The sequence below is a fragment of the Psychrobacter sp. SWN149 genome (assembly GCF_015864565.1).
GTDB lineage: Bacteria > Pseudomonadota > Gammaproteobacteria > Pseudomonadales > Moraxellaceae > Psychrobacter.
On record NZ_JADYWX010000001.1, the window covers coordinates 434,824 to 451,785 of the forward strand.

Consider the following 16,962-nt stretch of genomic DNA (forward strand, 5'->3'; position numbering starts at 1 on the left):
CTTGATACCAATTTACAGTTTAATCGTTTATATAAGAAGATAATTTAGAGTTTTTCGTTATAATTTTATCTTTAATCAAAGATATAGTCGGTTCTACTAGGAGTTTTTGACTAAGTATAAACTTAGTCAATATTGTAGTTTTCTTATCCAAAATAGTAGATATTCTTAGAGTAGAAGTTGGTTCATATTGAAGATAGCTTTTAGAAACCCATCCGATAAGTTCATCGTTTAATTCATACCCTTTGTATTTATGATAACTTATCTCGCCACCTGAACACTGAGAGGTTATTTCTGTACTAAAATTTTTGTTAGTCTCTATAACAACCTTATTTTCTTCAATAAAAACTTCTGTATTAGTATCGAAATGCCACCATTGATCTATATTTCTTAAACTATTTTTTCTTTTATTAGTAATTATATCGACTATATATAGTTCTTCGTTAGGTTTATATATTACGGTTCTCTCATGGATATATTGATTTACCTTATGATCGACCCTACCTTCTAATACCCAGAAACCATCAATATTTTTTGGCTCTCCTAGAATTGCACTTCCATAAGTATATTTTTGACTACGAGTAGTACTCTGTTCGTCAACTTCAATAGTGTTATGGGAACGTGTACTCAAAAAATACTCTCGATACTTATCCTGATGATATCCGTATTTCCCAGAATCTATTAATAAATCTACTCCATTCTCTTGTAAGATAAATGAAAGATCATCGCTATGTTTATGATGATGACTATTAAATGATCCTTGAAAAAACAAGAATGATGATTTTTCTAATGGAATTGATGCGCATGATCTGATAATTGCATAACCATCTACTTTTACACCAATATAATTATCAAATTTTGTATGTGGCCAGCTCTCTAGTTTAGGTAGTTTACTGATAGCTGAACCAGTGTGTGAGTCGCCAATAGGTACACATTTATTGTTAGGGAAAACTAACCATGCCTTTGCCAGCTCCCCTTGCTCAAGTAAATTTAAAATATCTTTATCTAAATCATTCCACCAAGGTGAGTTAACCATTTTAATCAATCTTTTATGAGTGAAAAAATGATAATCAGGTGAGTTTTCTGTATGTACCCCATACCGCCCTAATTGCGACGTAATTAGTTTTCCCATTTGTTCGTTAGCATAGCTACCTATACTTTTAATAGAACATGCCTCTTCATTGCAACTTTCTAAAATATAAACCAAGCTTTTAAGTCCATGTAACTGGAACAATCCGTGATTACCAGAATTAAGCTCCTTTGGATCACTAAGATGCCTTAAATGTTCATGAAACAAATAATCTAAATCTGAAATTTGGTGATCAATACCTTTTTCATAGCAACATTTCAAATAAAGACTAATTTTAAGTGCACGCAAACCTACTGACATGTCATACCATAGCCACTTACTTACATTATTTTTTTCGAAGTATATCCAATCATTGATAATTTTAGCTATATAGTTTAAATCTTCAATATTGCCTCGATTAAAATATGGTTCTAACATTCGCCACGCATTTAATTGATACATCCAGTTTCTATCATTGAATGGATCAGATGACCAATCTATGGGTATGGTTAAAAAATATGAAATACTATCCTCTCTTGGTCTAAAGCCTTCTGTTTCATATATTTGAATGGCTTCAGGTTTAGAAGATACTATTTCACAATATTTTAAAGATACTTTCTCTAAATTGGAACTCGAAAAAGAATAGTTTAATTCTTCTTTAATAAGGACTGGATAATACTTTGATTTTTTTATTGCATGATTTTCTTTGTCTCTAAAAAATACTTTTATTTTTAGATTAATAGCGTTTTTTTTCGAAATATAAAATATGTGTCTATTATTATACTTATAGTCACTTTTATATATTACTTCATCATTAGAATATAGATAAGATGCGCATTCTATATGTTCATTCTCATTTTTTAGTAAAATTTTTACATCGACCTTTAGCCCATCATAACTAATATCTACTATAGCTGAATTACTAATTTCTATAACTTCTGCCATTTCCATTACTTTTCTCATTATCAGCGATCAGCGTCTAACATTAATTGGTCTTTGATAGTCTCAGTCGTTTTGACCCAATTTCGCTCCTGTTCGACCCAAACTCGTCCATTTTCACCCAACGTATGTCTCAAACTTTTATTGTCAATTAACAACTGTAGTTTATCAGCAAGGTCATTAATATTACCTTTTTCGAATACCAATCCCGTTTCCTCTTCGACTACCATTTCTTTTAGTGCTTGAACACTAGAAACTAATACCGCTTTTTTCATAGCCAATGCTTCTAAAGGCTTCATGGGAGAAACGAGTTCGCATACTGGTTGAGGTTTTCGGGGGAATGGGGCGATATCTATGAGGGAGTAATAGCTCTCGACTTCATCAAAGGGTATACGTCCTGGCATAATCAACCAATCAGCAAAACCATAGGTAGTAGCAATCTCGCTAATTTTAGCAGTGATTGGTCCTACTTCTTGGCCTGAAGCGTTTTCATTACCAACTAGTAGTAGTCTGAATTGCACACCTTTCATTTTAAGTAGAGCACAAGCCTCGGCTAGGTTATCTAACCCTTCATACTGTACGAAAGTACCTATATAACCAATTACAGGAACATTCTTTGGAATTCTAAGTTTTTTCACTAATTCCATATCGCGTTCTTTTGGGGTAAATTTCTCTGGTGAGCATGAATTAGGGACCAATGATATATTTTTGCTTTCAACCCCTCTTTTTGCTAACTCATCAACCATCGGTTGCGTCAAAGTGAATACATGATCAGCATGCTTCGCTGCTAAAGTCTCAAGCAAAACCTGTACAGTATAGGCAGGTTTTTTTTCAAATTCTGGCTCGCGTGAAACGCGAGTAATTTCCCATAAACCACGTACTTCGTAATAAAATGGAATCCCCAATCTTTTTGCCGCTATTAAACTGGGAATAGCTGTAATATGATTAGATGCCGCTATAACGTATTGAGGGCGGTACTCTAAAAATCGTCTTTCAAGTACATTTGCGGCTTCTGACATATAGTCATAAGGAGTCATCCCTCTACGAGATATTGATAAAGAACGTACATATTTGTACCCATCTATTGTTTCGATTTCTGGTACATCTTCAACGCTTAGCTCATCTTTAATATCTAACGGGAAGCCTGGACGATTGATAACGACTACTTCAAAGCCATGGTTATTTAACCCTTCGCATACCCCAAAAGCTCTAGTAGCATAGCCACCGGAGGAATAAGGAAAACTATTATGAAGCACATATGCTACTCTCTTCGGAATAGAATCCACTCTAGTTTGAGGTTCGCTCACGATTTGACTTTCTATTAATAAACTATAGGCAGGCGATTTATATATCTTTTCTAATAACAGCTTTTGCTTATCATCTGAAGATTTTTCTAAAATAGGTACGAGTTTTCTTAAAACTATTGCCGTATTACTAAAATCTTGGCTTCTCTGATAAGCCCATAAACTGGCTCTCAGTGTCTTTTCGCCTTGATCTATTTTCAAGGCTTCTTCACAAAAATATGTTTCTAGCGTTTTATCATGAGCAGATAATACTTTTGAGATTTTAATAAATAAAAAGGCTCTATCAGTTTTTTTCATATGATAGGATTTTGACTTTATAAACTGTGCAAGTTTTTCTTTACCGTACTTAAAGTAAAACTCTAAAACTAATTCGGGAAATTTATCGGTATCGTAATCCAATAAATTCTCTTCATAAGCGATATCATAACCTTGTAGCTTATTTATCTTTTTTTCAGATAAAAGATAATCTAGTTTTTTCTTGAATAAATCTACTAATTCGAAATACTCCTTATCTTTCGTTCTATTTCCCTCTTTAAGGAGCATTTCTATAATTACCTCTAATTGATCTAGATCTCTTAGATGGTAATTACTCCATGCATATGCTTTTAGGTTTCTTTTGTTAGGCTTCAACTTGACAGACATACCCATTAAGGTTTTGTAAAGATTAATATTTTGTTCTTTAACCGTAAGTGCATTGTCATAAACTATATTAGATTTTTCTTTATTTGAAACGTCGTACCATTCCAGAAATTCTGTGATACCTAATAATCCATGCTTTTTATGTACGGTTATTAATACTTTATCAATTGAACTAGACTTAAGAATTTGTTCGTAATTTAACTTCGGTTTTTTCCGAGTCTGACGGCTTTTAGCATCTTTTCTCAAATGATATAATTTCAGAGGTAACGTTAACGCTCCTTCAACCGTTTTAGCATCGATCAAAGCTTTACCTAAGCGGTAGGATATAGTTTGATATTCATTTTTAGCCGTCTTCTCATTTTTCATTTACATTACTCTTAAGTCTGGTTTTTTAAATAATACCTACAGCATCTATAACTGCTACACTATTTTTCAATGGCTCCTTTTTGAACTCGTCATGAGCAACCAAAATACCAATGATATCGGCTATTTCCATAGCTTCTACTAAGGAAACAAGCTTACCTGACTCTAAATCTTTTGGTAGTGTCTCAATATTGGGTTCAACTAATATAATATTAGCTGACTGGTTTTCAAGCATTTTTTTAGCGATAGTGACTGCTGGACTTTCGCGTAGATCGTCAATATCTGGTTTGAACGCAAGACCCAATAGTGCTACTGTCGGCTTTTCAACACCCTGAGACTTTAATTGCTCGATTTGATCATTGATCTTACCAATGACCCAATTAGGTTTATTATCGTTTATTTCACGTGCTGATCGAATGATTTTAGCCTCTTCAGGGTTTTGATTTACAATAAACCATGGATCGACAGCAATACAGTGACCCCCTACGCCTGCACCTGGCTGTAAAATATTAACGCGTGGATGACGGTTTGCCAGTTCGATTAAATCCCAAACATTGATGTCTAGTTTATCAGAGATAATAGACAACTCATTGGCAAAGGCAATGCTCACATCACGAGAGGCATTTTCTGTCAGCTTTGCCATTTCAGCAGTACGAGAGTTTGTCTCTAATAAGTCTCCTTTTACAAAGATACGATATACATCTTGTGCTTTTTTGGTCGACTCTTTAGTCATACCACCAATAATACGATCGTTTGAGATCAGCTCTTCTATGACTTTACCTGGTAATACACGCTCTGGGCAGTAAGCAACAAAAATATCAGCTTCGTTATCGGGCTCATGATATTTTGGAAATGTTAAGTCAGAACGTTCTTTAGAAAGCCATTCAACCATCTTCTCAGTGGCACCAACTGGTGAAGTGGATTCTAATATTACTACGTCACCTTTTTCTAAAAGCGGTGCCAATGCTTTACTGACAGCTTGGATATAAGATAAATCAGGCTCGTGGTCATCACCTTTAAAAGGTGTTGGTACAGCAATAAGATAGGCATCTGAATGTACTGGGGTAAGGCTAGCTTTGAGAGTACCTTTACCTACCGCTTGTTTGACGATTGCTTCAAGACCCGGCTCTACAATGTGAATTTTTCCTTGATTAATTGTATCCACTGCATGCTGGTTGATATCAACACCAACAACATTAGCGCCGTGATGTGCAAACATAGCTGCTGTTGGTAAGCCGATATATCCTAGACCAAAAACACAAATATTCTTCATTTTTACCTCATTTAATCTATATATGTTTAGTTAGCTACTTTGAAGATTCTGAATCGTTAAAAAAGCTAACGATAGTATCTGATATGCGTTGTGAGGCTTTACCGTCACCGTATGGGTTATGTGCTTCACTCATTTTTAAATAGAGTGCTTCATTTTCTATAAGATTACTAACTTCAGTGACTATAGTAGCGTGATGAGTACCTACTAGCTTAACAGTACCAGCCTCAACAGCCTCTTGGCGTTCAGTCGTTTCTCTCATTACTAATACTGGAATACCAAGTGAAGGTGCTTCTTCTTGAATTCCTCCAGAGTCAGTTAAGATAATATGACTGGTACTCATCAAATAAACGAATGGTAGGTAATCTTGTGGCTCAATCAGTTTGACGTTATCGAGGCCTTGCAATAAGCGCTCAACAGGTTCTTTGACATTAGGATTTAAATGTACAGGGTAAACAAATTCGTAATCTGGATATTTTTGTGCTAACTCTTGAATTGCTTGACAAATTGATTCAAATCCATCGCCAAAATTCTCTCGACGATGCCCAGTAATTAATACACGACGCTTATTAAAATCCAGTTCTGAAAATCGCTGCTGTAAATCTTTCCTGAGAGAATCACTGTTTTCTAATTTATCTTTGACACCTAATAGTGCATCAACTACGGTATTACCAGTGACATAAATGAATTCAGGGTTATTATGTTCATCGTATAGATGCTGAGCAGCTGTTTTAGTTGGTGCAAAATGTAACTTAGTAATGATACTAGTTAGCTGTCTGTTGGCTTCTTCTGGCCATGGAGAGTAAATATTATAAGTGCGAAGTCCTGATTCTACATGTCCAATAGGTATTTGCTGGTAAAATGCTGCTTGAGCACCACATAACGTAGTTGAGGTATCACCATGAACTAACACTAAATCTGGTTTACACTCTTCTAGAATAGGTTCAAGAGCCATTAACATTCTTGAACTAGCTTGCGTCAAACTTTGTCCTGACTTCATAATATCCAGATCATAGTCTGGAGTTATTTCAAATAGCGACAGTACTTGATCAAGCATTTCACGATGTTGTGCTGTCACACAAACTAATGATTTAATATTAGGATTCGCTTCTAAAGCTTTCACCACTGGTGCCATCTTGATGGCCTCTGGACGAGTGCCAAAAATACTTAGTACTTTTATCATAGGGATCTCTTATTGGTTTCGATATATTTTAAATACAGACTAGTTCTTTGCGTTATAACCATCTGGATTCATGCTCTGCCAACGCCATGTATCTCGACACATATCAGCAATCGATAGTTCAGCGTGCCACCCTAACAACGTTTTCGCTTTATCTGCACTGCCATAACAACTCGCAATATCACCTGCTCGACGATCTATAAACTGATAAGCAATTTTTTTTCCAGTTTCTTTACTAAAAGTGTTCACTAACTCTAGTACAGAAGTACCTTTGCCAGTTCCTAGATTGATTGGTAGAAATCCTACTGATTTTTTTTGAATTGCATTAGTTCTATCTGAAGAAAACTTCTGTAGATCAGTTTGCTGCTTTAGATAATTAAGCGCTGCAACATGACCTTGTGCCAAATCAGTAACGTGAATAAAGTCACGTACGCCTGTACCATCTACAGTAGGATAATCATGACCAAAGATACTGAGTTTTTCAAGCTTACCCACAGCTACTTGTGAGATATACGGCATCAAATTATTCGGAATATCATTGGGATCTTCACCAATTCTCCCTGATGGATGTGCGCCTACCGGATTAAAATACCTTAAACAAATCAAATTCCAATTTTCGTCTGATACAGCAATATCTTCTAAAATGTATTCAACTGCAAGTTTACTTTGTCCGTAAGGATTAGTGCAAGAACGCGGAGATTTCTCATCAATAGGTAAGATTTCAGGGTCACCATACACAGTAGCAGATGATGAAAAAATAAGATTTTTAATATTATGCTCATCCATTACTTCTAGCAAAGTAATGGTGCCATTAACATTGTTGTTGTAATACATTAATGGTTTGGAAACAGATTCACCAACTGCTTTTAAACCAGCGAAATGAATAACGCCATAAAAATGATGCGCATTAAATACTTTTTTAAGTAATTCAGCATCTCGTATATCACCTTCGATAAAATCAATAGGCTGACCAATAAGCATAGAAACTCGATTGATTGCTTCACGGCTACTATTAGACAAATTATCGTATACGACAATACCGTAACCCGCTTCATGCAATGCGATACAAGTGTGAGAGCCAATATACCCAGCACCACCAGTAACCAAAATCTTATTTTTCATAATGTTACTTTCAGAATAAAAAAGACACCCCATTGTAGGGGTGTCTGCTTCATAATTCAATACAGTTTTGGTAGCTTATAGACTTATGTCTATATTACCAACCAGTAACTTCTTTTAGCTTCTCACCAAGCTTAGATGGGTCACGCGTATAAGCGATACCAGCATCTTCAAACGCTTTGAATTTCTCTTCAGCAGTACCTTGACCACCAGAGATGATAGCACCAGCATGACCCATACGCTTGCCTTCTGGAGCAGTAACACCAGCGATATAACCAACAACTGGCTTAGTTACATGGTCTTTGATATAAGCAGCCGCTTCTTCTTCAGCAGTACCACCGATTTCACCGATTAAGATGATAGCTTCAGTTTGTGGATCCGCTTCGAACAATTTCAATGCGTCAATCTGGTTCATACCAGGGATAGGATCACCACCGATACCGATACACGTTGACTGACCAAAACCAAGCTTAGTTGTTTGAGCTACGGCTTCATAAGTCAAAGTACCAGAGCGTGAGATGATGCCCACTTTACCTGGCTGATGGATATGGCCTGGCATGATGCCAATTTTGCACTGACCCGGAGTGATAACACCTGGGCAGTTAGGACCAACTAGACGCACATCGCCCGCTTCTTCAAGATAACGTTTGGCTTTTAGCATATCGATAGTTGGTACGCCTTCAGTGATCACTACGATCAATTTAACGCCAGCATCGATTGCTTCAACGATAGAATCTAGTACGAATGGTGCAGGTACATAGATAACAGACGCATCAGCTTGAGTCGCTTCCATGGCTTCTGCCATAGTATTAAATACTGGTAGGCCTAGATGCGTTTGACCGCCTTTACCTGGCGTTACGCCACCGACTACTTTAGTACCGTATTCGATTGCTTGTTCAGAGTGGAACGTACCATTTTTACCAGTGAAACCTTGTACCAATACTTTGGTATCTTTATCGATTAATACACTCATTATTTATTCCTTGTATTCGGTTGTCTTGTGAGAGCGACTCTTAGCACCACTTTTATTCAATATTAATGGTCCGTTTTTATATAAGAGCCACTATCACGCGTTGACTACTATGCTTTGGTATTTATTGCTAAATACCAATCATTAAAGACTTAGGCTTTAACCGCATCGACAATTTTTTGAGCGGCATCTGCTAGGCCTTGAGCTGTAGTCAGCTTAAGACCAGACTCTTCTAGAATTTGTAAGCCTTTTTCAGCGTTATTACCTTCTAGACGTACAACCACAGGTACTTGTACATCGACTTCTTTAACAGCAGCGATAATAGCTTCTGCAATCATGTCACAACGTACGATACCACCGAAGATGTTGATTAGAACACCTTCAACGCTGCTGTCTTCAAGAATGATCTTGAATGCTTCAACAACGCGATCTTTAGTTGCGCCGCCGCCAACGTCCAAAAAGTTAGCAGGCTTGCCGCCATACAGTTTGATGATGTCCATCGTTGCCATTGCAAGACCAGCACCGTTAACCATACAACCGATGTTACCTTCTAGAGCAACGTAGTTTAGGTCAAACTCAGCAGCTTTAAGCTCACGCTCGTTTTCTTGCGTTTTGTCTTGTAGTGCTGCAATTTTAGGCAGACGATATAGTGCGTTTGAATCGATACCGATTTTGCCATCAACACAAACGATTTCGCCATTTTCACGAACTGCTAATGGGTTAATTTCCATTAATGCAAAGTCGTTTTCAACAAATGCTTTATAAGCGCCAGTCATCAATTTAACGAACTGGTTGATTTGCTTACCTTCTAGACCAAGTTTGAACGCAACATCACGCGCTTGGAAAGGCATTAGACCAACTAAAGGATCAACATGTACTTTAAAGATTTTTTCTGGGGTGCTGTGTGCAACTTCTTCGATATCCACACCACCTTCGGTAGATGCCATGAAAGTCACGCGACGAGTCGCACGGTCAACCACTGCGCCAAGATATAGCTCAGTTTGTACTGGATACATATCTTCTGCAACCAATACAAAGTTTACTGGCTGACCATCAGCATCAGTTTGGAACGTTACTAGGTTAGTACCGATTAGCTCTTCAGCAACTTGCTTAGCTTCTTCACGAGTTTTAACCAGCTTTACACCACCCGCTTTACCACGGCCACCAGCATGTACTTGCGCTTTAATTACCGCAATGTCAGTTGGGGTTTTATCAAAAGCAGCAGCAGCTTCGTCGCCATTATAGGCAATGATGCCTTCTTGAATTGGCAAACCGTAGCTTTTTAATAGCTCTTTTGCTTGATACTCATGTAAATTCATTGATTGTATCCTTTATTTTTTACAATTAATAAAAAGTGAAATCAAGTGCGCGGCAACTTACGTCTAACGCACTCATGACTGTGGATATCGCCACAATAGCGATACCACAATCAGGTTGTAAATCGATAATAATAAAACTCGTTATTTCTTACGCTTTTTACGCTGGATAGCATGAATAGCACGGCCATCAGCAGATAACGCTGCTTCGTGCACCGCTTCTGAAATCGTTGGATGAGCAAATGTCATCAACTGAAGATCTTCGATACTAGAGACAAACTCCATCGCGATCATACCTTGATGGACGATATCACCAGCACCAGCAGCGATAGCATGCATACCTAACAGGCGATCTGTTTTAGCATCAGCAACAACTTTCACAGAGCCTTCCGCTTCGCTTTGAGCCAATGCACGGCCGTTAGCCGCTAGATTGAACGAACCAGTTTTAACTTCGTAGCCTGCAGCTTCAGCTTCTTGCTCAGTCAGACCTACCCATGCGATTTCTGGGTGAGTATAAATGACATTGATGATAGTGTCATAGTTTACTTGAGGTTTTTCGCCATGAATGCGCTCAACAGCCATCATGCCCTCTTCCATTGCTTTATGTGCAAGCATAGGACCACGGACCAAATCACCGATAGCATACACGCCATCAAGATTGGTTTTGCACTGATCGTTAACGTCAATAAGACCACGTTCAGTCAAGGTGATACCACTGTCATCACCAAGCAATTTTTCAGAGTAAGCGCGGCGACCAACACAAACGATTAGCTTATCAAAGCTCTCTTCAGATGACTCACCTTTGCTCTCACTAGTGACAACAACTTGATCGCCTTTAACTTCAGCATTGGTTACTTTGGTATCAACACGGATATCAAGACCTTGCTTCTTCAGCATTTTACCAGCTTCTTTTGCGATATCTTTGTCAGCGGCTGCTAAGAAACTTGGAAGTGCTTCATACACAACCACTTCTGCACCTAAACGACGCCATACTGAACCAAGCTCAAGACCGATAACACCAGCACCGATAACGCCTAGACGCTTAGGAACTTCAGTGAAATCAAGTGCGCCAGTAGAGTCAACGATACGATCGCCGTCAGTTTTGGCCACAGGGATATCGATAGGGACAGAACCTGCCGCTAAGATGACATTTTTTGCAGTGATTGTGGTTTCGCTTTCATCTGCAAGTGCAGTGAATTTGATTTGCTTGTCAGCGCCTTTACCGTCAACCAACGTGCCCCAGCCTTGCAGCCAATCAACACCATTGCCTTTTAGCAAAGCAGCAACACCGCCCGTCAATTGCTTAACGATGCCTTCTTTACGAGCAATCATTTTCTCGATATCGATGGTTACATCGCTAGTGCTGATACCATGCTCAGCGAGATCGTGCTTGGTCGCTTCATAGCGATGTGAGCTATCAAGCAATGCTTTTGATGGGATACAACCGACGTTCAAGCAAGTCCCGCCAAGTGCTGGCTCACCTTTATAAATACGCTTTTCGATACAAGCAACGCTCATACCCAATTGGCCTGCACGGATAGCGGCTTCGTAACCACCAGGACCGCCGCCGATGACGACTAAATCATAATTGTCTTTCATAGTACGTTCCTATTTTTAATTGTATGTGTCATTTAAACTGGTTATTTTCTCGCTGATCGATCAGCGTTATCTACACTTAATAGTTAATACACTATGTCAGTGGGAAAGACTCACTCATCGATATTCGATAGCAAGTCACCATTATTAAATTCATTTAAATACAGTTACCAGCGAATCAGGTGATCGCTGATTAATAAAAATCATTATCTATACCAAAGTTAAAAAGCTTGTATCAGCGGTTGCCAATACAAGCTTAAAAGCTTACAGGTCTAGTAGTAGCATTGCTGGATCTTCAACCAATTCTTTGATGGTTACTAAGAACTGTACCGCTTCTTTACCATCAATCATACGATGGTCATAAGATAGGGCTAGATACATCATTGGTAGGATTTCAACTTTACCATCAACTGCCATTGGGCGGTCGTTGATAGCATGCATACCTAGGATAGCCGTTTGTGGTGGGTTCAAAATAGGTGTAGACATCAATGAGCCAAATACACCACCGTTTGAGATAGTGAAAGTACCGCCAGTCATGTCATTCAGACCAAGTTTACCTTTTTGAGCAAGGCCACCAAGCTCACGAATACGGCTTTCTACATCAGCCATGCTCATACGATCTGTATCACGTAATACTGGTACAACCAAGCCGCGATCTGAAGATACAGCAACACCGATATCATAATAACCATGATAAACAATATCATCGCCATCTAATGAAGCGTTTACAGCTGGGAAGCGTTTGAGTGCTTCTGTTGCTGCTTTTACGAACAATGACATAAAGCCCAAACGTACGCCATGACGTTTTTCGAACTGGTCTTTATACTTAGCACGCATATCCATCAACGGCTTCATATTCACTTCGTTGAACGTCGTTAGCATCGCAGTATCTTGTGATGCTGACAATAGACGATTCGCTACTGTTTTACGTAGACGTGTCATTGGAACACGTTTTTCAGTACGCTCACCCGTTGATTCAGCAACTGGACGACCGCTGTCAGATTTGATGTTGCTGTCAGATTTTAGTGTTGGGTTAGCCATGTCAGTTTTGGTCACACGACCGCCTCGACCACTGCCTTCAACTTCTTTAGGATCGACGCCAGACTCTTTTGCTGCTTTGCGCACTGCTGGGCTTTGATCTTTATGATCAGCTTCGTCTTTTTTGTCTGTTACTTGTACTGGCTCGCCGCCGTCTGCTGCTTGGTTTTCTTGTGCTGGTGCAGCTGACTGCTCTGCAACTGGTGCTTCACCTGCAGTTGCGCCCGCTTCAAACTGTGCGATTAGCTCGTCAGACAAAACAGTATCATCTACTTGCTTGACAATTTTAGTCAATACACCGTTATCAGGTGCCACAACTTCTAATACTACTTTATCAGTTTCGATTTCAGCTAGTAGGTCATCACGATTGACTTGTTGACCTTCAGTGACGTGCCATTCAACGATTGTGCCATCGGCAACCGATTCTGGAAAAACGGGGGCTTTGATGTCAGCCATCGATATACTCCTTAGATTTGGATATTCATACTTATTGTTAAGTCGTGATAGGCAGTCAATATCAATTTAACGTGTGTCGATTAGAGCATATTAAAAAGTACTGACTGTTATCGCCTGATTCATTTATTTTCTATAATATTTCGGTCAAACAGCCTATTACTTAGCCAACTCATCAACACTGATACCGAGGCCGCCAGCAATTAATGCTTGCTGCTGCTGAGTATGCAATTTAGGTGAGCCCGTTGCAGGTGCAGCACTAGCAGGGCGTGCCACTGGCTCCATGACTTTCGCCTTGGTTGGATGTGGTACGACAATACGGAACATACTCGGTGCCAAATAGTACCAAGCGCCTTGATTCAATGGCTCTTCTTGCGTCCATACGATCTCTGTTAGATTGCTGTATTTTTCAATCTCTTCAACCAGACGCTTCTCAGGAAGCGGATACAGCTGCTCGATACGAACGATAGCAACGTGATCAAGTCCCAATGCACGGCGTTGTTCTAACAGATCATAATAAACCTTGCCACCACATAGCACCATACGAGTCACGCTGTCTGCATTGTGATTGTCTAGCTCTGGCAATACTGTCTCAAACTTACCATTAGCCAGCTCTTCTAATTGAGACGTTGCCAGCTTATGACGTAACAAGCTCTTTGGTGACATAACAATCAATGGCTTACGAATTGGACGCACCGCTTGACGACGTAATGCATGATATATTTGCGCTGGCGTCGTTGGCGTAATAACTTGCATATTGTCTTCAGCACACAGCTGTAAGAAACGCTCAAGACGAGCTGATGAATGCTCAGGACCTTGACCTTCAAAGCCATGTGGCAACAGCATAGTCAAACCACAAACACGCTGCCATTTGGTTTCGCCACTTGAGATAAACTGATCAATAACAACCTGAGCACCGTTGACGAAATCGCCAAACTGGGCTTCCCAAACGACCAATGCATTTGGTACTGTCGTTGCATAGCCATACTCAAATGCCAATACTGCTTCTTCTGATAGCAATGAGTTATAGGTTGCAAAGCGCGCTTGGGTTTCACTCATGTGAGCCAGTGGCACATACATGCTGCCGTCATTCACATTGTAAATTTCACTGTGACGATGTGAGAAAGTACCACGGCCAACATCTTCACCAGTGATACGTACTAGGACGTCATCGTTATCGACTAATGAGGCATAAGCCAATGTCTCAGCTGCACCCCAGTTCAGTGGCTCTTCGCCTGTCTGCATAGCTAGACGCTGCTCGACTAATTTTTGAACTTGGCGCTGTAGTTTGTAACCCTCTGGCATCTCAGCCATACGGCGTCCATAACCTTTAAGTTTTTCGATATTGACACTAGTGTCCCACTCATCAACCAATTCATGGCCAAGATATGGTGTCCAATCTACAAATAGTTGTTCGTTAGGTTCTTGAACCAAAGAGCTGACAACATAATCACCACGATCTAAAGACTCGCGATAATCATCTTCATACTGCTTCTCTCTGTCCGCAGTCAAGATACCGTCTGCGATAAGCTTCTGTGCATAAAGCGTACGAGTCGTTGGCAATTGCTTAATGACAGCATACATCAATGGCTGAGTTGCTGAAGGCTCATCAGCCTCGTTATGGCCGTTACGGCGATAGCAGAACAAATCAATGATGATGTCTTTGTCAAATTGATGACGGTAATCCAATGCCAATTGAGCCGCAAATACCACTGATTCAGGATCATCGCCATTCACGTGCAAGATAGGTGCATGTACCATCTTGGCAACGTCAGTACAATATTCAGTAGAACGAACATCTTCTTGACGGCTGGTGGTAAAGCCAACTTGGTTATTGATAACGATATGTACAGTACCACCAGTGGTATAAGCACGGGTTTGTGACATCTGGAAGGTTTCTTGAACCACGCCCTGACCAGCAAAAGCGGCATCACCATGGATGACGATTGGTAATACTGAATTACCACCAGTGTTATCCAATAGTGGCTGATCGTTGCGACGTACTTGACGGGCACGTACTGAACCTTGTAGTACTGGTGCGACAATCTCAAGATGCGATGGATTAAATGCCAATGCTAGATGCGCTTCACCGCCCGGTGTCATCACATTAGATGAAAAGCCGTTGTGGTATTTTACATCGCCTGAGCCTTTTTCTGGCTGTACTTTGCCATCAAACTCATCAAATAAGTCCGCTGGGTTTTTACCCAAGATGTTGACCAACAAGTTTAGGCGGCCACGGTGAGCCATGCCAATAACCATCTCTTTGGTACCGTAACCGCCTGCACGTTGGATGATTTCATTGATCGCAGGAATGAAGCTTTCGCCCCCTTCCAAACCGAAACGCTTAACACCTGTATATTTACGCGCTAGATATTTTTCTAGACCTTCAGCAGCCGTCAGACGCTCAAGAATAGACAGACGCTTTTCTTCGTCAAATTTGATGTAACCTAAGTTGGTTTCTACATACTCTTCCATCCAGCGTTTTTCAGTGCTGGTCGTAACGTGCATATATTCGATACCGATATGACGGCAATAGACACGTTCCATGATTTCAATGATTTCACGCAATGGCGCTTCATCTTTGCCAATGACCAAATCATTGGTAGGAAATACAGTATCAAGGTCAGCTTCTGAAAGATTGTGATAGGCGAGTGTTAGATCTTCCACTTCTGCACGTGGATGTAAATCTAAAGGATCTAGCTTGGCACGGCGGTGACCACGGCGGCGGTATGCTGAGATAAGCTGCTGCACACCCATTTGCTTGGGATCGCCATTATCTGACTTGCTGCTTGACTCAGTGCTCTCGCTGCTGCTCTTATTCGCAGTCTGATTGCGTGCTAAGAGTAAAAACTGATCTTTGATAGCATTGTGTTGAGCGTCGTTTTGCGATTTATACTGCGCAAAGTACGTCTGCCACTCTTCATCAACACTACTCGGGTCGGTTAGGTACTGCTCGTAAAGAGCTTCTATATAGTTGGCGTTGTCTGCGGCCAGCTCAGTATGCCCTGAGCCTGCTTTTTCTTTGGTTATACTATTCATAATAATCGTCTATTTGATAGATAAATGAATGGAATCGTGCTTATGATTGTGTCAATCGTCATATATTAGATGATTGGACAATTTGTCTCATCTCATCTCATAGTGGTCGATAAAACACTTTTACCCTCAAGTATTGCCGCTACTCTAAACCGTTGTCATTGTCTAAATAAGCAAGTGATGCTACATAGTGATGACAGCGCCTATTGCAATACCTATATCAAAAATAAAATTATTTGTGAACGTACAGTTTTCTGATCTGTCTCGATTCACAACATTAATTTATATATACTTCTTTTAGTCATAACCAATTTATTAATAACCGTCTATCAATAAACTGTCGAGTTATTTGGCTGGCCTATTAAACTGGCTTTTTTTGCCAAAGCGTTCCTGAGATGACGATACATCAAGTCTTACCAGACAAACATACACTGCTGTATAGAATAACATGTTTGTTTTTTATCACATAGTTTGTTTGCTCAATAATAGTTATTTACATAATGAATAACTATTATCAATCCTAGATGTATCATTATAGTATTCAAAATAAACATCAAACTTATACAAACACATTCTATCAATCATCTGCTTAAACTTGTGGCGTAATTATACCAAAATTTGCTCGCGTCCATATCTGAATTATATCCTCTGCCCATTTATATATCAGATATCC

10 protein-coding genes are annotated in these 16,962 nt (G+C 39.6%); all 10 read right to left on the reverse strand.

The window, feature by feature from the left end; translation table 11 throughout:
* Window positions 1-19: 19 nt before the first annotated feature.
* The 10 genes from I6E86_RS01795 to I6E86_RS01840 all read right to left on the reverse strand — a co-directional run bounded on the left by I6E86_RS01795 (window position 20) and on the right by I6E86_RS01840 (window position 16,292).
* Window positions 20-2,017: a heparinase II/III-family protein gene (locus tag I6E86_RS01795; protein ID WP_197174807.1), complete on the reverse strand. Its 1,998-nt coding sequence runs from the start codon at window positions 2,015-2,017 to the stop codon at window positions 20-22.
* A gap of 14 nt (window positions 2,018-2,031) precedes the next feature.
* Window positions 2,032-4,314 carry a glycosyltransferase gene (locus tag I6E86_RS01800; RefSeq protein ID WP_197174808.1) on the reverse strand — a complete coding sequence of 761 codons (2,283 nt, stop codon included), beginning with the start codon at window positions 4,312-4,314 and terminating at the stop codon, window positions 2,032-2,034.
* Window positions 4,315-4,339: 25 nt separating this feature from the next.
* On the reverse strand, window positions 4,340-5,584 hold the full coding sequence (gene wecC / locus I6E86_RS01805; RefSeq protein WP_197174809.1) for a UDP-N-acetyl-D-mannosamine dehydrogenase: 1,245 nt from the start codon (window positions 5,582-5,584) through the stop codon (window positions 4,340-4,342).
* Window positions 5,585-5,618: 34 nt separating this feature from the next.
* Window positions 5,619-6,764: a non-hydrolyzing UDP-N-acetylglucosamine 2-epimerase gene (gene wecB, locus I6E86_RS01810; protein WP_197174810.1), complete on the reverse strand. Its 1,146-nt coding sequence runs from the start codon at window positions 6,762-6,764 to the stop codon at window positions 5,619-5,621.
* Between the two features lie 39 nt (window positions 6,765-6,803).
* Window positions 6,804-7,883, reverse strand: coding sequence for a UDP-glucose 4-epimerase GalE (gene galE, locus I6E86_RS01815; protein ID WP_197174811.1), 1,080 nt, complete (start codon window positions 7,881-7,883; stop codon window positions 6,804-6,806).
* A gap of 94 nt (window positions 7,884-7,977) precedes the next feature.
* On the reverse strand, window positions 7,978-8,853 hold the full coding sequence (sucD, locus tag I6E86_RS01820) for a succinate--CoA ligase subunit alpha (protein ID WP_110922029.1): 876 nt from the start codon (window positions 8,851-8,853) through the stop codon (window positions 7,978-7,980).
* Window positions 8,854-9,002: 149 nt separating this feature from the next.
* Complete coding sequence (gene sucC, locus I6E86_RS01825; RefSeq protein WP_194363427.1) at window positions 9,003-10,169, reverse strand: ADP-forming succinate--CoA ligase subunit beta; 1,167 nt, start codon at window positions 10,167-10,169, stop codon at window positions 9,003-9,005.
* A 141-nt stretch (window positions 10,170-10,310) separates the two neighbouring features.
* Complete coding sequence (gene lpdA / locus I6E86_RS01830; protein ID WP_197174812.1) at window positions 10,311-11,765, reverse strand: dihydrolipoyl dehydrogenase; 1,455 nt, start codon at window positions 11,763-11,765, stop codon at window positions 10,311-10,313.
* A gap of 261 nt (window positions 11,766-12,026) precedes the next feature.
* Window positions 12,027-13,256 carry a 2-oxoglutarate dehydrogenase complex dihydrolipoyllysine-residue succinyltransferase gene (odhB, locus tag I6E86_RS01835; RefSeq protein WP_197174813.1) on the reverse strand — a complete coding sequence of 410 codons (1,230 nt, stop codon included), beginning with the start codon at window positions 13,254-13,256 and terminating at the stop codon, window positions 12,027-12,029.
* 156 nt (window positions 13,257-13,412) lie between these two features.
* Window positions 13,413-16,292: a 2-oxoglutarate dehydrogenase E1 component gene (locus tag I6E86_RS01840; RefSeq protein ID WP_197174814.1), complete on the reverse strand. Its 2,880-nt coding sequence runs from the start codon at window positions 16,290-16,292 to the stop codon at window positions 13,413-13,415.
* Window positions 16,293-16,962: the final 670 nt, after the last annotated feature.